8 protein-coding genes and 2 pseudogenes are annotated in these 19,406 nt (G+C 59.7%); 1 reads left to right on the top strand and 9 read right to left on the bottom strand.

Annotated elements, in window-relative coordinates; translation table 11 throughout:
• The first annotated feature begins 214 nt into the window (after positions 1 to 214).
• Positions 215 to 7,308: pseudogene (locus PSH65_RS28630) on the top strand (TcdA/TcdB pore-forming domain-containing protein).
• A gap of 127 nt (positions 7,309 to 7,435) precedes the next feature.
• On the opposite strand, the gene PSH65_RS28625 reads toward PSH65_RS28630, so the two are convergent.
• The 9 genes and pseudogenes from PSH65_RS28625 to accC all read right to left on the bottom strand — a co-directional run bounded on the left by PSH65_RS28625 (position 7,436) and on the right by accC (position 19,394).
• Positions 7,436 to 8,032, bottom strand: a complete 597-nt coding sequence (locus tag PSH65_RS28625; RefSeq protein ID WP_017336334.1) for a MarC family protein — start codon at positions 8,030 to 8,032, stop codon at positions 7,436 to 7,438.
• 64 nt (positions 8,033 to 8,096) lie between these two features.
• Positions 8,097 to 10,874 (bottom strand): hybrid sensor histidine kinase/response regulator, encoded by a 2,778-nt coding sequence (locus PSH65_RS28620; RefSeq protein ID WP_305423798.1) that lies wholly within the window; start codon positions 10,872 to 10,874, stop codon positions 8,097 to 8,099.
• A 99-nt stretch (positions 10,875 to 10,973) separates the two neighbouring features.
• The gene (gene purD / locus PSH65_RS28615) at positions 10,974 to 12,269 is read right to left on the bottom strand and encodes a phosphoribosylamine--glycine ligase (protein WP_305423797.1); all 1,296 of its coding nucleotides are present in this window, start codon (positions 12,267 to 12,269) and stop codon (positions 10,974 to 10,976) included.
• 170 nt (positions 12,270 to 12,439) lie between these two features.
• Complete coding sequence (gene purH / locus PSH65_RS28610; RefSeq protein WP_305423796.1) at positions 12,440 to 14,047, bottom strand: bifunctional phosphoribosylaminoimidazolecarboxamide formyltransferase/IMP cyclohydrolase; 1,608 nt, start codon at positions 14,045 to 14,047, stop codon at positions 12,440 to 12,442.
• A gap of 81 nt (positions 14,048 to 14,128) precedes the next feature.
• Positions 14,129 to 14,449 carry a DNA-binding transcriptional regulator Fis gene (fis, locus tag PSH65_RS28605; protein ID WP_007907419.1) on the bottom strand — a complete coding sequence of 107 codons (321 nt, stop codon included), beginning with the start codon at positions 14,447 to 14,449 and terminating at the stop codon, positions 14,129 to 14,131.
• Complete coding sequence (gene dusB / locus PSH65_RS28600) at positions 14,446 to 15,456, bottom strand: tRNA dihydrouridine synthase DusB (RefSeq protein WP_305423795.1); 1,011 nt, start codon at positions 15,454 to 15,456, stop codon at positions 14,446 to 14,448. Before dusB ends, fis begins: the two co-directional genes overlap by 4 nt.
• Positions 15,457 to 15,641: 185 nt before the next feature.
• Positions 15,642 to 16,860 (bottom strand): annotated as a pseudogene (locus PSH65_RS28595) (DUF3426 domain-containing protein).
• Positions 16,861 to 16,890: 30 nt separating this feature from the next.
• Positions 16,891 to 17,769 (bottom strand): 50S ribosomal protein L11 methyltransferase, encoded by an 879-nt coding sequence (gene prmA / locus PSH65_RS28590; protein WP_052965847.1) that lies wholly within the window; start codon positions 17,767 to 17,769, stop codon positions 16,891 to 16,893.
• 266 nt (positions 17,770 to 18,035) lie between these two features.
• On the bottom strand, positions 18,036 to 19,394 hold the full coding sequence (accC, locus tag PSH65_RS28585) for an acetyl-CoA carboxylase biotin carboxylase subunit (RefSeq protein ID WP_305423793.1): 1,359 nt from the start codon (positions 19,392 to 19,394) through the stop codon (positions 18,036 to 18,038).
• Between the last annotated feature and the right edge of the window lie 12 nt (positions 19,395 to 19,406).

Raw genomic sequence — 19,406 nt, 5'->3', positions numbered from 1 at the left:
CAAGTTTTGTTGGTATTCATTTGTTTTAGAGGGCTCAGATAACGTTTTGCTCGGTTTTAAGTGTATTGAAATTCGATGTTAGCTCAGGAGGAAGGGCGCTTATTGTTTTGTTGCAAATAGGTGAAAGTGCACGAGTGTCTGAGTGCGCGTGTGGAGTCATCATTGTCTAGAGTCGATCCCGGCTATTTATATACGATAAATGGAAGTGTTGTTTATGAGTGAGTCCAAGTTCTCGGTTGCGGGTGACTATGTCGATTTTGTGGATCTGTTTAAACGTGAGGACCTTGAGCAGGCCTTAATATCGCACAAGGGCACCGATCAATATGATGCAGTGTTCCGATATTACTTTGGTTGTTTCAATGTGCCGGATTCTTCCCGGTTGTTGGAGCCGTTAGGGCTGCTCAAGCAAGCGTTGGGGGGCTTGGAGGGAGATATCCGGCGGCGGCGCGCGACAGAGTCGGAACCACCTATGAGTCCTGGCGCCGCCGGGGCTCCTGATTTGGCGGAAATCTACAACAGGGTGGAGGGTTTCGAGGCTCGCCTGCACAACGGTCTCGAACAATTGAAGTTGCCCGCCACCGAGGTACCGAAAAATCTGCATTTTGTCTGGCTTGGGGGGGGCGTCGGGGAGATTCAGCGCGATTACATCAACATTTGGAAGCAGGTGATGGTCGCAGAGGGTTATCACCTCAATCTCTGGCACGACAGCGACGCGTTGCTGGCCTATGAAACCAACCGGATCATTGTCGAAGCGGCCAAGGCCGATGCCATGCTCAATGGCGGGCAAACCACTTCCGATGCGCTTGAACTGGGTGACCGCTATGAAGAGCGGGCGATTGTTCTGAAGCAGCAAATGTACGCGCACATTACGAAGGCCGTGGAAAACGGCAGCAGCGCCGATGACGCCAGAATCGATTTACTGGTTCGAGCCTACAGCCAGGATGAGGCGCGCCTGATTGCCTTGAAGAACAGTAACCGACTCAGTCTTTCGGCATTGGTCGAGGGTGGTCTGGCACTGCGCGATCTTGCCGTCGCTGAGACACCGCTGCATTTACAGGATATCTACGAGCGCGAGATCAGTCTGCGCGGCAATCTTGCGGCGGCTTCCGATGTTGTTCGTGTCGAGGCCCTGTTTGCCGAGGGTGGCAGTTATGCCGATGTTGATAACCTGCCACCGTTGTTGGAAAAACTGGGCGAGGTGGATATCCGTGCGTTCAAGACTGACGCACGTCTGGGCGTGCTGCAGTTGATGCTCGACCGCAATCCCAAGTGGATGCCCGGCCGTCAGGCATTGCGCAGTAGGTACACTAATTACTTTGAGCAGATCCCGCCGGAGCATCGCGAAGCACTCGAGCGTTTCGCTGAAAGCCAGCCCGAATTGAACCGCGTTTTTCGTCCCCCGGTGGAACGTCTGGTCCAACCGGATGGTCTGCGAGCCGTCGCCGAACAAAGCAGCCTGAGCAACGCTTTCCTGATGGCCCACCCTGGTGCCGCGATGCTCAAAACCGTGCGCGAGCGTTTCAGGCTCAATTATGAAATCGTCGATGCCACGGCCCGCCTGGCCGATGAGCGAAACGTTGCGCTCACCGATGCCGAGGCCATGAGTGGTCTTGCGCAAGAGGCCGCGACGCAGGTTTTCGGTGCTCTACACGAGCTGTCGCTGGAACAAGAACTGGGCGCATCTTTTCTGGTCCAGGCGGCCGCAACTTACTACAGCGACGGCATCCGCCCCCAGAGCGAGGTGACGATCTATCTGACGGGGCCTGCGGCCATGCGCGAGGGCATGGCGAACTATGAAAGGACGCATTTTACACCTCGAACCGCTGAAGCGTGGCAAGCGGAAGTCGCCATCCCGGCCATTGCCACTGTCAATCGGGCGACCGAGGAGGAGCTGGATCATTCCTGGAAAGAGAACGAAAGTGACACCGGGCAATGGCTGAACAACGAGAAACAACGTTGGCAAGAGGGCCGATTCAAATCCCGTTACACGGGCGATCTGGCACAGCTGCTCAAATACCGCACCATCGACTTTGATGAAGGCTGGCCAGTGATCGAGGGGCGCCATGTGCTGTCCACCGACCTGTTGCAGCGTCTGGCCGATGAGCTGGGTGAGCCGTTCACGCGGATGATGAATCGTAGCCATAACGGTGCGGTGAGCTTCGATAAGGCTGTACCACTGAGCTTCGATGATCGCCAGTCGATCCTCGCCCAAAGCATGAATGCGCTGCCGCCTGCGTCATTGAGCGATCCTCAGACACAACAATTGTCGATTGATGAGCTCCTGAGCCGACTCGCCAAGGGCACGATCGAAGTCGCTCAGTTGAGCCCGTTGCAGCGTCTGCTGCTGGCAGCCTTGAGCGGCGCGCCGGCCCTGGATAATCGCAGCTTCGACGCGGCTCGTCCGCAGCTGGAGAACCTGGCCAATAACCTCAGCGAACTGGGGACGGCGGGTCGCTACGCGACAATCGAACACGCACTGTACCAACAGCAGGCCCCGGCGTTTCTGGCCGGGCTTGCCAGCCCGGCCGATCATCCGCCGGTGCATGCCGAAACCGCCCTGGGGCTGAAGAAAAATGCACTGGAACAACCGCTGACCTTGCGCCAGTGGGGCAAGCTCGTCGCCAGAATTCAGCAGGTGGCGAAACTTGAATACCGTGACCAGGTTGTCGAGCGCGTCGGTGTTGTTCTGGACGGCTTTGAAGCGGGCACCATCAAGCTTGTACCGCAGGATTTGCTCCTGCAGGGCGCCGGTGACACGGTGGGTGTGGACGTTGTTATCCGCTGTCCCTGGTGATGGCGGCAGCGTTGTCGGAGGGGAAGGCTGCGGCCAACACCCTTCGCGAGCGATTCTATTTGGGGATTATCGAACCTGAGGGGAGCGATTCCGCGACCTTTCTGCACAGCCTGGAGGCGCTGCGCGGCGTGCAGATCAGCGAGGTGGGCAGCGCACTGGCACGTTCGGATGTGAATCAAGTCGTGGACATTCTGCAAGCCAGAGCAACCACCAGTACGCTGATGCTCAACTCCGATAATCACGCCATGTTGGTGGCCAAAACCATTGAGGGCGAGCGCAGCACTTATCACTTTTACGATCCGAACTTCGGTATTTTCGAGTTCGATCAACCGGTCGCATTCAGATTGGCATTGGAGCAGTTTTTCCTTCGGCAGGGGATGGCCAGACATTACGCCGCTTATGGCGACGTGGCGCGCCCGACCTTCGATCTGATCGAACTGGAAGGCGCGCGGGTGTCGGAAATGGCATTGCCTGGTGCAATCCGTGTCTCGCAACTGCTGCAACCCGGCCCGTTGCCAGGACAGTCGCAACGCCCGGTCAGGCAGCGTCTGGCCAGTGCCCGCGGACAATCACTGATGAGCAACGCTCACCTGGGCAGCAGCCTACTGGCGCTGGACAGCCGCTGGTGGGGGCAACAAATCGCGCAAGCGACGAACCACCTCCAGCAGCAGAATCAGCTGGCACCGCAGCTTGTGCCGTTGTTCGAAACCCTGGAGATCAGGCCGGACGGGACGTATCGGATGAGCCTGATCGATCCTGAAAATCCTGAACACGTGTTACGTGTTATCACCGACGACCAACGACTCTTGCGCATCAAGAACTACCTCTCGGAACGTTTTGCAGCCTTGGCCAATAAATCATCCGTCCCGGGTGATCCGGTCGACCCAACCGATGTTGGTAGCGTCCATACCTTGAACGCCGGCTTCGCCATACAAGCGCTGATGAATGCGCTGAGGGGGCAGGAAGGGGCTGACCGACCTCTGACCCTGGCTGTCCGGTTGCACGCCTATGTCAATTACGCGCAGTTGGTGCATGGCATCGTGGTCGATGTGGCGGGCTTGATAGGTCTGGTTCGGCAGGCACTGGCTGAAGAGAAACTGATTGCCCGTACTGTCGCCCCAGTGGTCAAAGCGGCTGTGGGGCCGAGCGTGAGCGAAGCGACCGGCGGACTGTTGCAACTGGCCAATGTCGGGTTCGACATTTATCAATTGGCGACTGCAAAAAACGATGTCGAACGCGCCCAGTTCGGGACGCAACTGACTTTTGACTCGGCCAGTCTGGTGTTGTCGGTAGGCGCTTACGCTGCTGGCGCCACGACCGCCGGGGCGTTTCTGGGCGGGGCCGCCGTGATTCTGGCGGGACTGGCGGTGGGGGTGGCGGCACTGGCTCAGGGCTTTGCCGCCATTGCCGAAGAAGCCAAACAGGTCGGGTTGTTTTTCGATGAAATCGAGAAGGCTCATCGTCAAGGCTATCGTTTCGACAGCGCGTTGACCGCGTGGGTGCCGTGCTCATCGCTGATCGTCCAGACGCTGGATCTGGCCGCCGGCAAACTGGTGCTCGACAGCCCAAAACTGTACCCGCTGCGCGATCATTTCGGGGTGCCGACCTTTGACGGCGATTACGAGCGGGCGATCAATATTCGTCGGGAACTGAATCTGCCTAGCCAGATAAAATTCACTCCGCCCACCGGGCAGATCATCGTACTGCCCTGCACACCACAGACCTGTTACGGCTACGAGTACAAGGCGCTGCCCTTCGCCACGCTGCGCCATGACAGCGGGTTCGACACGGCCCGGCGTCTGGAGAAAAGGAAAGCGGACGGCGGATGGCTGTTCCTGTTTTCCTTCTATTCGTTTCCGAGTGAGTACATCCTTTATCGCCTTTTTCCGGCCTATCGGCCAACAGTGATCGATGTGCTGCTCGATGCCGTCGAGCGCTCACTGGTGGTACCGGTTCTGCCCCCGGCATGGCACGGGAAAGTCGCCTATCGGATCCAGGGCGCGGGCAAGCAATGTGCATTGGTGCTCAATCCCGGGGTGAGTCTGACACTTGAGTCCCCCAGCGTTACTACTTCCCGATGGGTGCTGGAGGCGGCGTGGGCCAGTGAGAGCGACGTTATTCTGGGCGGGGCGACGGGCCTGCAGATCGGCACTGTCAAGGTGGAGTTCACGGGCCGAGGTCTTCATGACGTCCTGATCCGGATCACCAATAATCAGCTATTCCAGCTTGATCGCGGAAAATGGCAGATGAGCCTCGTTGAGCAGGATGTGCCACCGGGCATGGATCGGCAGACGCTACAGGAACATTTCAAGGGACTGGCTCAGGAGCATCGTTTGGTGATGCCGTATACGCCGGTTCATCACTATCTGATTCCGTTCGAGAAACCGAGTGAGCCCCGTCACACCACCGCCTGGTACGACGCGAAGGAGGAACGCTTCCTGTACATCCGCAGCAAGGATGTACTCGCCGCTGATGAAGCGCTGCCAGGCGCGGTGGCTGGCGGCTACGTCTATTTCTACGAACCGCAGGGTTTCGTGATTTGGCAAGTCGACGCGGTCACCGGATTGCTCGGTTATCGTTATCGGTTGCTGCCTAAAAACACGGGAGCCACCATCAAGAGCGTGGAGGCGGACGCGCAAGGGGTGATTCACGTCGTACAGGAAATCGCTCGCGAAGATCAGACCAGCGATGTGCTGGTGTACGTGATCCATGACGGGCAACTGCTGCTGAGTTCGATCACCCGCGACATGGATCCGGCGCTGGAATCGGTCTTCAGTGCCAGCGACACACTGGCCGACTGGTCGCAGGTACTTGGCAACTATTACGTCCTTAGGCCTGTTATTGACGATGATGACTTTTCCACCGTCAATTGGCAGCCGGCCCCCTTTGTCTCGGTCTGCTGGAAGTTCGAAGCGAATGCGCGGGACATGGCGTGGGTTCGTCAACGTGACCACCTGATTATCCGCCCCTCCCCGTGGATTCACCGTGGACGCGGTTGGGCCGACTCGATCAAGAACATGACTGATTTGACGTTGCTCGCACCAGCGGACGGCAGCGATGTGTTTGTCATCTACGACAGGCTCAGGCAGCAGCTATGCCGCAAGCAACGTACTCTGGTGGCGGGCAAAGGAGATTGGTCGCATACGTGGGAGCAGCCCGAGAAGCTGGAGAATGTAGTGGCAGTCGAAGGTGGATACCTGGCGCTGACGTCGGAGGGGCTGTTCTTCAACCTGACCCCCCAGGGATACCTGACGCTGGGAGGCCTTGGCGAGTCGTGGTTCAAGGATCGGATGCACTGGTGGTCTGCATTGGAACCGCTTGCCCGGCAACACGCGGCCGAGCGTTTTGCTCTTGTCGGTCTGACCAACTTCAGCGGCGACGCGAGATTGTGCGCCTGGTATGTCGGCAATCGAATATTGCTGGCTGATCTGGGCCATGGAAAAGAGGTACGCCTGCTCAGCGTTACCCCTGATAGCGAGGCGGCCTGGTTATTCCACGTTTCGAGCGGTGAAATCTATCGTCAGGCGTTCATCGATCCGCAGCGGCTGGAACCTGTATTTGGCGAAGGCTCGCGATTGCTAAGGGCTGATGCGCTACCCGCTGCCGAGCGTGAATGGGCGCCTTGGCAGTTTGCCGAAGTAACGGTTGAGGGAGGCGGATTGCGCGGTACGACACTTGAAGGCGTGGTACTCGAGTTGCGTTATCAAGAACCGGCATTGCTCACCGGCGTCACCCATGAGTGGGTCATGTCTCAGGAAGGGCGAGCGCACGAAAACCTCATAGAGTTGGCGGACAGCCAGCCTCATGCCGCGCTGCTGTCGGTAGAGGACGTTGGCAGTCTGATATGGTTCGTAGTCGATACCGAACGTGTGATTCGGGTGCCAAAGGCCGCGATTCCAGAATCCTTCGAGCTATTGGGAACGCAACGGCAAACCAACGTATTGCTTCATGATGACAAGAGTGGCCTTCTGCTGACTTATCCGGGCATTGGGCATGCGGGGCCACTCAGTTATGTCTGGCGTAATGCCCAGGTACTGGTCATTGAAGGCCAGATGAAAGTCGACGATGTTCTGCCACTGATGCCCGACGATGTCACGACCCTGATCCTGCGCATGGGACAAGGTGCGGTAAGTTACCGGTTGTCGAAGGCTGCCTGGCTGAGGCTTGAGTCGGTCATCCTCGACTGCCGGCATTCGCTGGGCACTGCACAAACGATTCCCGGCAAGTTGATCTGGGAGCTGGATAATCCTGAAAAGCTGTTGCTGAGCATCGTTCAGGAACACCTGGTGATGATTGACCCGGACAGCGGGCACAGTGTGATCTTTCGTGAAGTGTATGCGACGGATTTCAGCTTGCGCGGCGAAGTCTTGCTCGGGTTCGAAGGGCATCGACCTTATGCCGTTTCGACACTGGTGCAGAGGCTGGTCGCTCGACAGAGCGCGCATGACAGCGCAACGCTGGGAGAACTTCTAACGGTATCGACTGCTGAGTTGGAAAGCAGCCTGGTGGGATAGCGTTGAGCTTGCCGTACAACTGGACAGGTCAAACGAAGTTTAAAACCTTCGGAATGCGTTGAGCATCGCTGACCGAAAAAAGGCTGCAGGTTAAATACAACCTGCAGCCTTTTTTTGCCTATCGGTATCAAGGAACCAGATATCCCTTCACCCCGGTAAAAATAATCTGCGCCGCCAGCGCGCAGACGAACAACCCCATCAGTCGGCTGACAATCTGCAAACCCTGATCGCCGAGAATCCGTTCTATCCGATTGGACAAGTAAAGCACCACGCCGACCGTGAAACTGGCCAGGGCAATACTGAGAATGGCCGTCAGCTTGTCATCCCAGTGGGGCTGGCTGACGCCCATCACTAACAGAGCACCGATGGTGCCGGGCCCAACCGTCAGCGGGATGGTCAGCGGAACGATGGTGACGTCCTGCTGTACGTTATCGGTTTGTACCGCCGACTTGCCCTGGGCCATGCCCAATGCCGAGATGAACAACACGCTGCCGGCGCCAATGCGAAAGGCGTCTACGGTGATGCCGAACACATTGAAAATCACACGACCGAAAAGATACAGCAAGACACTGGAAACCAGCGTGGCGGTTGCCACTTTCCAGGCCAGGCGTCGTTGCTCCTTGCGCGAATAACCGCGGGTCAGGCTGATGAAACAGGACAACACGAAGAATGGGCTATAGAGCACCAGCATCTTCAGGTAAACGCTGAACAACACGTGGAGCATGGGGCAAGCTCACTGGCGAGGGAAGTCGAGGGGGAGTCTATCAGGCGCTGTGGAGGCTGTCGGCTCAGGAAGTCTGAACCGCTGCCCGGTTCTGCTGATCACGCTGGGCAACCCAATGCTCGATCAGATCGCGCAGCTGCGACAACTCGACCGGTTTGGCCATGTGCCCGTCCATGCCGGCCTGGCGCGCGCGCTCTTTGTGTTCGGCGAGGATGTGTGCGGTCAACGCTACCACCGGGGTGCGAATCCGCTGGTTGCCGACTTCCCAGGCGCGCAATTGCTGGGTGGCGGAGAAGCCGTCGAGGATTGGCATTTCGCAGTCCATCAGCACCAGGTCGTAACGCTGTGCCTTCATCGCCACCAAGGCTTCTTCGCCATTGCTGGCGGTATCCGGTTGCAGGTTGAGCTTACCCAACATGCCGCGAATGACCTTGGTCGAGATGCTGTTGTCTTCGGCCACCAGGATGCGGAAGTCGCTGGGCACCTTGACCGGAAGGGTCGGGCCGGTGGGCAGGTGTTGTGAAACGGACGGGCCCTTGTTGCGCTGGTTCAGCTCGTCCGCCAGAGTGGTCTTGAGCGTATAGCCGGCCACCGGTTTGGCGAGAATGCGTTTGATCCCGCAATTACGCGCGATGATCTTGCTCGGTGCATTGCTGATACCCGTGAGCATGATCAACAGAATGTCGTGGTTCAGACTCGGGTCTTCCTTGATCTTGGCGGCCAGTTGCATGCCGGTCATGCCGGGCATGTTCTGGTCCAGCAGGACCACGTCGAAGTAATCGCGCAGGTGGGCCTTGGTGCGCAGCAGCGCCAGGGCCTCCTTGCCGGACGGCACGGCGCTGACATTCAGGCCCCAGGCGCTGCACTGCTGCACCAGCACCTTGCGACAGGTGTCGTTGTCATCCACAACCAGTACGCGTGCACCTTGCAGCGGGCCGTCCAGGTCCGAGGTCGGATGTTCGAGACGGTCCGGGTCCAGTGGCAGGGTCAGCCACAATGTGCTGCCCTGGTTGGCGCCGCTCTTGATGCCGAATTCACCCTGCATCAAACGGATCAGCTGCCGGGCGATGACCAGCCCAAGATTGCCCCCCAGGCTGGTGGCCGAGAGAAAGTGCTTGCTGTGCAGTTCGGCATGCATCAACGCGTCACGTTCTTCCGCTTCCATGGGCTGGCCGCTGTCCTGCACGGCGATACGCAGCCGCGGTTTGGCGCTGCGTTCATCCAGGGCGACGACGATCAGGATCTCGCCTTCGTCGGTTTTCTTCAGGGCGTTTTCCAGCAGGCTCAGCAAGGTCTGGCGCAGGCGCGTCGGATCTCCGCTGATGACGCGTGGTACCTGCGGCTGGATGAAGCTGATCAGCTCGACGTTCTGCTGTTCGGCCTTGGCGCGGAAGATGCTCAGGCAGTCTTCGATCAGGGCGTTGAGGTCGAACTGCACGTCGTCCAGTTCGATCTGCCCGGACTCGAGTTTGGAGATGTCGAGAATTTCGTTGATCAGTGTCAGCAGCTCGTTGCCCGCGCTATGGATGGTCTGCACATAGTCGCGTTGCTTGACCGACAGCGGTGTGCCCAGCAGCAGTTCGGTCATGCCCAGCACGCCATTCATCGGGGTGCGGATTTCGTGGCTGATCTTCGCCAGAAATTCGGCTTTGGCGTTGATTTCGGCGTTGCTCGCGGCCAGATCGCGACTGACGCTGAAACGGTCTTCAGTGATGCTTCGCTGTCGCTCGCCCAAGGCAACACTCATCAACAGGCCACTGATACAGATAAACACCAGCAGAATGATGATCAGGCCTTGCGGCGCGACAAGGGTCAACCCCTGCAGCGCCGGCAGGATAATCAATGTGCCGAGGTTGAACACCACCATGGCCGCGACGAACAGGCGCGCCGGGCGATAACCTTTTTGCCAGTGATGGGCACCGACGAACAACATGCTCAGGCCCGCCAGAGCAACCAGCCCATAGGTGATCAGGTTCAGTGGCAGTGTGTTGACGAACAGCAACAGCAGGCCGCAGGCCACGATGAACAGGATGTCCCCCAGCAGCAGCTTGTTCAGCGGGTGGGGGCCGAGTGGGGCGAAGAAACGATAGGCGAACATCAGGCCGCAAGGCGCGGTCATCAACAAGGCGAGGTAGGCGCCGGGTGTTTGCACGGCGGACCAGTTCGGCAGCCATGGCCGGACCAGGTTCAGCAGCAACACCAGGCTGAGCATCAGCAGCCCTTCGCACGCTGCCAGCCAGAGGCTGCTGCGCGAGCGGGTGTAGATGTAACGGGTCAGGTTATGCAGGATCAGCATCCCGAGGCAGCCAAAGAGCAGGCCGTAGATCAGCGTCAGGTTCTGAGTGGCCGCGGTCATGACCGCCGATTGCAGGGTGATGTAAGGCCGCAACTGGTGTTCGGAGACCAACCGCAGGTAGACGTCGAGGGTTTTGTCGCTTTGTGGCAGCGGCAACATGAAGTCGCTGCTGGGGAGGGGGCGCGTAGCCTGGAGCTGCCCGGTACCGGTATTCAATTGATCGATCAACTGGTCGCCGTCGAGCACATACAGATTGAGGTGCGACAGGTCCGGTGCGAACACTCGCAGCAACTGTTCATGCTTGCCGGGCGCGAGCCTGAAACGCAGCCATAGCGCACCCTCGGGCGCGGCCGCGGTGAGGCGCTCGAGTTCGATGGGGCTGAATTGATTGGTGTAGCGGCTGGAGCGGATGTCGCTCAGCTGCAGGTCGCCCTGTTCGTCGAGCAATACCGCCCACCCACTGCCTTGCGCGGCTTGGGCCGGGAGCATGCAGAGCAAGGTCAGCAGAGTGACGGTGAAGCCTATGGCAGTCCTGAGCCAGCGCACGGCGAAATCCCTTCGTAGGTTAATGCCAGAGTATAACTATGCGCGGCGCCGGAATAGTCAGGCAAGGGTCGCAAGCCCTTGCCTGGCCGAATGGATGGCTTATTCCTGATTCTCGCCACGCTCGCGGGCAATGGCGCGGTAGCCAATGTCCTTGCGGTAGAAGCAGCCTTCCCAGTCGATTTTAGCTGCCAGTTTGTAAGCTTGCTGCTGGGCTGTATCGACACTGGTGCCCATGGCGGTTGCGCACAGCACCCGACCACCGGCGGTCACCACCTGACCGTCCTTGAGCGCAGTACCGGCATGGAAGACTTTGCCTTCCAGTGCCGCGGCTGCATCCAGGCCGTTGATGGCAACGCCTTTGGCGTAGTCACCCGGGTAACCGCCAGCGGCCAATACGATGCCGACGCTCGGACGTGGATCCCATTGTGCTTCGACCTTGTCCAGCGCTTGCGCCAGGGCCGCTTCGACCAGCAACACCAGGCTCGACTGCAAACGCAGCATCACCGGTTGGGTCTCAGGGTCGCCGAAACGGCAATTGAACTCGATAACTTTTGGGTTACCCGCCTTGTCGATCATCAGGCCGGCATAGAGGAAACCGGTGTAGACGTTACCTTCCTCGGCCATGCCACGCACGGTCGGCCAGATCACCAGGTCCATGACCCGCTGATGGACTTCGGCCGTGACGACCGGGGCCGGGGAGTAAGCGCCCATGCCGCCGGTGTTCGGGCCGGTGTCGCCGTCGCCGACGCGTTTGTGGTCCTGGCTGGTGGCCATCGGCAATACGTTCTTGCCGTCGACCATGACGATGAAGCTGGCTTCTTCGCCGTCCAGGAATTCTTCGATCACCACGCGGGAGCCGGCGTCGCCAAACGCGTTGCCTGCGAGCATGTCGCGCACCGCGTCTTCTGCTTCGCCCAGGGTCATGGCCACGATCACGCCTTTACCGGCGGCCAGGCCATCGGCCTTGATCACGATCGGTGCGCCTTTTTCACGCAGATAAGCCAGGGCCGGCTCGATCTCGGTGAAGTTCTGGTAGTCAGCGGTCGGGATCTTGTGGCGAGCCAGGAAGTCTTTAGTGAAGGCTTTCGAACCTTCCAGCTGAGCAGCGCCAGCGGTCGGGCCGAAGCAATCCAGGCCACGGGAGCGGAACAGATCGACGACACCGGCGACCAGCGGTACTTCCGGGCCGACGATGGTCAGGGAAACGTTCTTCTCGGCAAAGTCAGCCAGCTGCTCAAGTGCGAGAACGTCGATAGCGACGTTCTCGCACTTGGCTTCAATGGCGGTGCCGGCGTTGCCCGGGGCAACGAAAACTTTCTGCACGCGCGGATCCTGAGCCACTTTCCATGCCAGGGCGTGTTCACGGCCACCGCTGCCAATGATCAAAACATTCATTTCAAAAAACCTCGGATGACGCTAATTCTGGAGAACTTGTCGGGCCGCTTTACTGTGGGAGCTGGCTTGCCTGCGATGGCATCAACTCGGTATGACTGAAGCACCGAGTTGCCTGCATCGCAGGCAAGCCAGCTCCCACATAAGCCAGTGCCCACAGTTGATCGTCGTACTTAGTGACGGAAGTGGCGCATGCCGGTGAACACCATCGCGATGCCCGCTTCGTCGGCTGCGGCAATCACTTCGTTATCACGCATCGAGCCACCTGGCTGGATCACCGCAGTGATACCGACCTTGGCCGCATTGTCGATGCCGTCACGGAACGGGAAGAACGCGTCCGATGCCATGACCGCGCCCTGCACCTGCAAGCCGGCGTGTTCAGCCTTGATCGCGGCGATACGCGCGGAGTTCACGCGGCTCATCTGGCCGGCGCCGACACCGATGGTCTGACGGTTCTTGGCGTAGACGATGGCGTTGGACTTGACGTACTTGGCGACTTTCCAGGCGAAGATCAGGTCGTTGATTTCCTGTTCGGTCGGCGCGCGTTTGGTCACCACTTTCAGGTCTTCGCTGCCGATCATGCCGATGTCACGGCTCTGCACCAGCAAACCGCCGTTGACGCGTTTGTAATCCCAGGCCGGAGCGCGATCAGCCGACCACTCGCCACAGGCCAGCAGGCGTACGTTGGCTTTCGCAGCCACGATGGCGCGAGCTTCTTCGCTGACGCTAGGGGCGATGATCACTTCGACGAACTGACGCTCGACGATGGCCTTGGCGGTTTCAGCATCCAGCTCGCGGTTGAACGCGATGATGCCGCCGAACGCCGACTCGGTGTCGGTGGCGTAGGCCAGTTCGTAGGCCTGACGGATGCCGCCTTCGGCGTCCGGGCTCACGGCCACGCCGCACGGGTTGGCGTGCTTGACGATCACGCAGGCCGGCTTGACGAAGCTTTTCACGCATTCCAGCGCGGCGTCTGTGTCGGCCACGTTGTTGTACGACAGCTCTTTGCCTTGCAGTTGGGTCGCGGTGGCGATGCCGACTTCGGCAGGCTTGGCTTCAACGTAGAACGCCGCGCTCTGGTGCGGGTTCTCGCCGTAGCGCATTTCCTGGGCCTTGATGAACTGGCTGTTGAAAGTGCGCGGGAATTCGCTGCGACCTTCAGTGCTGAGGGTTTCAGCCGCCTGGTTCACGGTGCCCATGTAGTTGGCGATCATGCCGTCGTAGGCGGCGGTGTGTTCGAAGGCCTTGAGCATCAGGTCGAAACGCTGAGCGTAGGTCAGGCCGCCAGCCTTGAGGCTTTCCAGAACGTTGGCGTAATCGCTGGCATTCACCACGATGGCGACGTCTTTGTGGTTCTTGGCTGCCGAACGGACCATGGTCGGGCCGCCGATATCGATGTTCTCGATCGCGGTCGGCAGGTCGCAGCCTGGCTTGTTGATGGTGGCTTCGAACGGGTACAGATTGACCGCGACCAGATCGATTGGCTTGATGCCGTGTTCGCTCATGATGGCGTCGTCGATACCGCGACGACCGAGGATCCCACCGTGGATTTTCGGGTGCAGGGTTTTCACCCGACCGTCCATCATTTCTGCGAAACCGGTGTAATCCGCGACTTCCACTGCGGCAACGCCGTTGTCGCGCAGCAGCTTGAACGTCCCGCCGGTGGAGAGGATCTCGACGCCCAGGGCTTCGAGTTCTTTGGCGAATTCAAGGATCCCGGTCTTGTCGGAAACGCTGATCAAGGCGCGGCGGATCGGCAGGCGGGTGGTCTGGTCGGTCATCTCAATTTCCATCAAAAGCAAAGGAGTCAGCAAAAAAGGCGACCGGTTTTACGCGGGCGCCTTTCTGGTTTGATTGAATGCTTACAGCAAATCGTACTGCTTGAGTTTCTTGCGCAGGGTGCCCCGGTTCAGTCCGAGCAGCTCACTGGCCTTGGTCTGGTTGCCCTTGACGTAGTTCATCACGCATTCGAGCAGGGGAGCCTCAACTTCGGAGAGCACCAGGTTGTACACATCCGTGACGGCAGCGCCCTCAAGGTGGGCGAAATAATTGTGCAGCGCCTTCTCGACACTCCCGCGAAGGGTCTGACCTTCTTCGCTCGGCGTATTGAGGTGCTGTTTCAAATTCACGTTGTCGCTCACGGGTGTTGTTCCACTCACTAAAGTCTCGGTCATCATCGTCATGCAGCCACCCCTTCTCCGTCCCCTGTCAGGCTCTTGTAGCGTTCGGCGAAGAAGGCCCGAACGTAGGCGCATTGTGCTTCCGTATCTTCCAAACGATTGAAGTGGGCGCGAAACTCCCTGGCGCCCGGCAAGGTTGCGAGATACCAGCCCACATGCTTGCGAGCTATGCGCACGCCCATGACGTCGCCATAGAAGGCATGCAGCGCAGCCAGATGCTCAAGCAGAATACGTTCCACCTCGACCAGCTCCGGTGCCGGGAGTTTTTCGCCGGTACGCAGATAATGGTCGATCTCACGAAAAATCCATGGCTGCCCTTGGGCTGCCCGACCCACCAACAGGCCATCGGCACCGGTCGCGTCAAGCACGTACCGGGCCTTCTCGGGCGAATCGATATCGCCGTTGGCGAAGACCGGAATCGACACCGCCTGCTTGATCGCGGCAATGGTGTCGTACTCGGCTTCACCGGTGTACAGATCTGCACGGGTGCGGCCATGCACCGCCAACGCCGTAATGCCTGCCTGTTCGGCGATCTTCGCCACGGTCAGGCCGTTCTTGTTCGCCCGGTCCCAGCCGGTGCGGATCTTCAGGGTGACCGGCACATCGACCGCAGCCACCACGGCCTGCAGGATCTCGGTCACCAATGCTTCATCTTTCAACAGAGCGGAGCCGGCGGCCTTGTTGCAGACCTTCTTCGCCGGACAGCCCATGTTGATATCAATAATCTGTGCGCCCAGTTCAACGTTGGCCCGGGCCGCATCCGCCAGCATCTGCGCATCTCCACCTGCGATCTGTACCGAGCGGGGCTCGGGATCGCCTTCGTGGATCATGCGCATCCGCGATTTGCGGGTGTTCCACAAGCTCATGTCGCTGGTGACCATTTCCGAGACTACAAGTCCTGCGCCCAATCGTTTGCACAGCTGACGAAAGGGCTGGTCGGTGACGCCCGCCATGGGGGCGAGGATCAAGCCGTTGTGCAATGTATATGGACCGATGCGTACCGCCGACATAGGACTTCCCTGTTGTGGGGCCGGATCATGAGAGTTCGAAAAAGGGTTGGCATGATACCCGCTCTCGATGACTGGATAAAGGCTGAATTGAACAAAATCTGAACAGTTATTCTGTTATCGCCAGCGGTTTGGTTTGAACGGGTAAAGTCAGAAATCTGCCGTCAAGCCTGTAACGATGAGCCGTTTCACTCGGGCGAGTGGAAGCTCAGGCTGTAGTTCACCGCTTTGGGGCCTGGGTCGAGAATGTCCAGCGCGATGTGGATCGGCGTTTGCGGCGGCATTTCCGCCAGGCCTTCGAGGTCGCCGTTAAGGTACTCGCCGGGCTTGAAGCGACGGCTGGCGATCAGGTGGCCGTTGAGGTCTGCAAAACGCAGCTCCAGCAGCGGGAAGGGCTGGGAGAAGGGCGCACGGTTGTAGATGATGGCATCGACCACCAGGGCGCCGTTGAAGTCCGGGTGGCTGCGGACCACCAGATTGCTGCTTTTGACTTTCGCGATGTCGACTTTGGATGGCACGGTGCAGCCGATGTGCGGGCACAGTTGCTGGAACCACGGACGGTACTGGTCCTGGCGCGCCAGTTCGTCGAAGTGGTAGGCGACGTATTGACCGGCGAGGCCGGCGGCTCCGAGCAGGATCAGCAGCAGCCAGAAAAAGCGCCGACCCCAGGGGGAGCGACGTTTTTGCCAGTCCAGTTGCAACGGGTCGTCGGTCAGGTCCTCCAGCTCTTCCGCGCGCAGGGTCGGTGCGCTGCGTTCGCGTCGCTTGCGCAGGGGCTCGACCGAGGGCAGGTCGTCGACTTCATCGGGAGTCGCCGACAGGCTGCCGAAGGGGATCGGGGCGTCGAGCGGGTCGTGCAGGCGTAGCTGTTGGATCTCGGGCTCGTCGTCCAGATCCGCGGGCTTCAGCGACAGCGAAGGCTCGGTGCGCGAGTGTTTGCTCGGCTCGATCGTCGGTTCTGGAGTGGGCGCGTCGACGGTTTGTGCGCGATCGGCGGCCGATTCACTGAAGAGGCTGTCGGACCAGGGCTCCTGCTCGTGCTCGGTGGTATCGCGGCGAGCGCTGAGGCTGTCTTCGCGGGGCCGAGTGAATTCCGTTGTTGGCTGGATTTCCCGCTGTTCGAGCCGGGCGAGCTCTTGGTCGAGATCCAGGCTGTCCAGATCCATTTCGGCAGCGGTCCATTGCTTTTTGGCTGATGGCTCGCTGCGCGGGCGGTTCGACGGGCGCCGGGGCAACCGGTTTGACCGTCTCCTTGCCGGCCCGCTGCTCGAGTAATTGCTTGGCGGCGTTGAACACCTGCAAGCACGAGCCGCAACGAACCACTCCACGGGCCGCGCTCAACTGAGCATGGCTGACGCGGAAGCTGGTTTGGCAATGCGGGCACTGGGTGACGAAGCTGTCGGTCATGCGGCAATCCGGTTTATGCAGGCGCTCATTCTAGCGCCGACGGCCAGTAATGCGTACCCAGCCGTCGCGATTGGCTATCGGGTCCAGATCGAAGTCCTGGGCGTAGGCTGCGGCGACTTCCTCACCTTGTTCGGCGAGGATGCCCGACAGCGCCAAACGACCGCCCGGCTTGACCAGGCTGGACAGTTGCGGCGCCAGCGAAACCAGCGGGCCGGCAAGAATGTTGGCCACCAGCACGTCGGCCTGAACCTGTGGCAGGTCTTGCGGCAGATACAGCGGGAAGAGTTCGTCAGCAATGTTGTTGCGCCCCGCATTGTCGCGGGAGGCTTCCAGCGCCTGCACGTCGATGTCGGTGCCGACGGCTTGCTTGGCGCCCAGCAACAGGGCGGCAATCGCCAGAATCCCCGAGCCGCAGCCGAAATCCAGCACGTTGCAGTCTTTCAAGTCCTGGCCATCGAGCCATTCCAGGCACAGCGCGGTGGTCGGATGAGTGCCGGTGCCGAACGCCAGGCCCGGGTCCAGCAGCAGATTCACCGCGTCAGGCTCAGGCGCGGCGTGCCAGCTCGGGACAATCCACAGGCGCTGGCCGAAACGCATCGGCTGGAAGCCATCCATCCAGCTACGTTCCCAGTCCTGGTCTTCGATGACTTCGCTGTGATGCTCGGGCAACGGGCTGCCGGTCAGCAACTCGAGGTGGGCCAGTACGCTGGCGGCTTCGGTGCCACCTTCGAACAAGGCCAACAGGTGAGTGTGCGACCATAGCGGGGTGGTGTTGAGTTCCGGCTCGAAAATCGGCTGATCTTCGGCGTCCATGAAAGTCACCGATACGGCGCCCACTTCAAGGAAAGCGTCTTCGTAGGTTTCGGCTTGTTCTGGGCTGATGGCGAGACGGACTTGCAGCCAAGGCATGGCGGGCACCTTTGAAAAATATAGATTGCAGCCTAGCGGGCTGCGAGAAGCGCGCAAGTTTACGCGAGAGCGGAGGTTTTGTGGGAGTCCACTGTATCTGTGGGAGCGGGCTTGCTCGCGAAAGCGGTCTGTCTCAGTCACATCAATGTTGGATGTGCCGTCTTCGCGAGCAAGCCCGCTCCCACAGGGGGTGAGTGTATTGCTTGATGAAATCCCCAGAAACAACAAAGCCGCTCGAAGGCGGCTTTGTTGGTATGGATCACAGCTTAATGCTTTTCGCCAGCCAGCTTGTGTTCCAGGTAGTGGATGTTGATTCCACCTTTGCAGAAGCCTTCATCACGGACCAGGTCGCGGTGCAGCGGGATGTTGGTCTTGATCCCGTCGACAACGATTTCGTCCAGCGCATTGCGCATGCGCGCCATGGCTTCGTCACGGGTTGCGCCGTAGGTGATCAGCTTGCCGATCAACGAATCGTAGTTCGGCGGAACGGCATAACCACTGTACAGGTGCGAATCGACGCGAACGCCGTTGCCGCCTGGCGCGTGGAAATGCTTGACCGTGCCTGGGCTAGGCATGAACGTTTTTGGGTCTTCGGCGTTGATCCGGCATTCCAGCGCGTGACCGCGGATGACTACATCATCCTGGGTGAACGACAGCTTGTTGCCGGCGGCGATGCTGAGCATCTCCTTGACGATGTCGATGCCGGTGACCATTTCCGAAACCGGGTGCTCTACCTGGACACGAGTGTTCATCTCGATGAAGTAGAAGTGGCCGTTCTCGTACAGGAACTCGAAGGTGCCGGCGCCACGGTAGCCGATGTCGATGCACGCCTTGACGCAGCGGGCGAGGACTTCCTCGCGCGCGTTCTCGTCGATGCCCGGTGCCGGCGCTTCTTCGAGAACCTTCTGGTGACGACGTTGCAGCGAGCAGTCGCGGTCGCCCAGATGGATGGCGTGGCCCTGACCGTCAGAAAGCACCTGAACTTCCACGTGACGTGGGTTGGTCAGGAATTTTTCCAGGTAGACCATCGGGTTGCCGAACGCTGCGCCCGCTTCGGAACGGGTCAGTTTCGCCGAAGAGATCAGGTCTTCTTCTTTGTGCACCACGCGCATGCCGCGACCACCGCCGCCGCCAGCGGCTTTGATGATCACTGGGTAACCGACTTCGCGACCGATGCGCAGAGCGGTTTCTTCGTCTTCAGGCAGTGGGCCGTCGGAACCCGGAACGGTCGGCACGCCGGCAGCGATCATGGCGTGCTTGGCCGATACCTTGTCGCCCATCAGGCGGATGGTCTCGGCTTTCGGGCCAATGAACGCGAAGCCGGAGTTCTCGACCTGTTCGGCAAAGTCGGCGTTTTCCGCAAGGAAGCCGTAGCCTGGGTGGATGGCGGTAGCGCCAGTCACTTCAGCGGCGGCGATGATGGCCGGAATGTGCAGGTAAGAGTGCGCGGCCGCGGCCGGACCGATGCAGACAGATTCGTCTGCCAGGCCCAAGTGCATCAGCTCTTTGTCGGCCTTGGAGTAAACGGCGACAGTCTTGATGCCCATCTCTTTGCAGGCACGCAGAATCCGCAGGGCGATCTCACCGCGGTTGGCGATCAGAACTTTTTCCAACTTCGCAGTCATCAAAGTTTCTCC

The organism is Pseudomonas sp. FP603, from assembly GCF_030687415.1.
Lineage (GTDB): Bacteria > Pseudomonadota > Gammaproteobacteria > Pseudomonadales > Pseudomonadaceae > Aquipseudomonas > Aquipseudomonas wuhanensis.
The sequence above is the reverse complement of the archived record's forward strand: the minus strand, read 5'-3'. Positions and strand labels throughout refer to the sequence as shown.

What these genes read in the sequence shown, in the direction of transcription:
- PSH65_RS28625 (WP_017336334.1), bottom strand. Translation starts at nt 8,032, where the DNA reads ATGCTCCACGTGTTGTTCAGCGTTTACCTGAAGATGCTGGTGCTCTAT.
- purD (WP_305423797.1), bottom strand. Translation starts at nt 12,269, where the DNA reads ATGAATGTTTTGATCATTGGCAGCGGTGGCCGTGAACACGCCCTGGCA.
- purH (WP_305423796.1), bottom strand. Translation starts at nt 14,047, where the DNA reads ATGACCGACCAGACCACCCGCCTGCCGATCCGCCGCGCCTTGATCAGC.
- fis (WP_007907419.1), bottom strand. Translation starts at nt 14,449, where the DNA reads ATGACGATGATGACCGAGACTTTAGTGAGTGGAACAACACCCGTGAGC.
- dusB (WP_305423795.1), bottom strand. Translation starts at nt 15,456, where the DNA reads ATGTCGGCGGTACGCATCGGTCCATATACATTGCACAACGGCTTGATC.
- prmA (WP_052965847.1), bottom strand. Translation starts at nt 17,769, where the DNA reads ATGCCTTGGCTGCAAGTCCGTCTCGCCATCAGCCCAGAACAAGCCGAA.
- accC (WP_305423793.1), bottom strand. Translation starts at nt 19,394, where the DNA reads ATGACTGCGAAGTTGGAAAAAGTTCTGATCGCCAACCGCGGTGAGATC.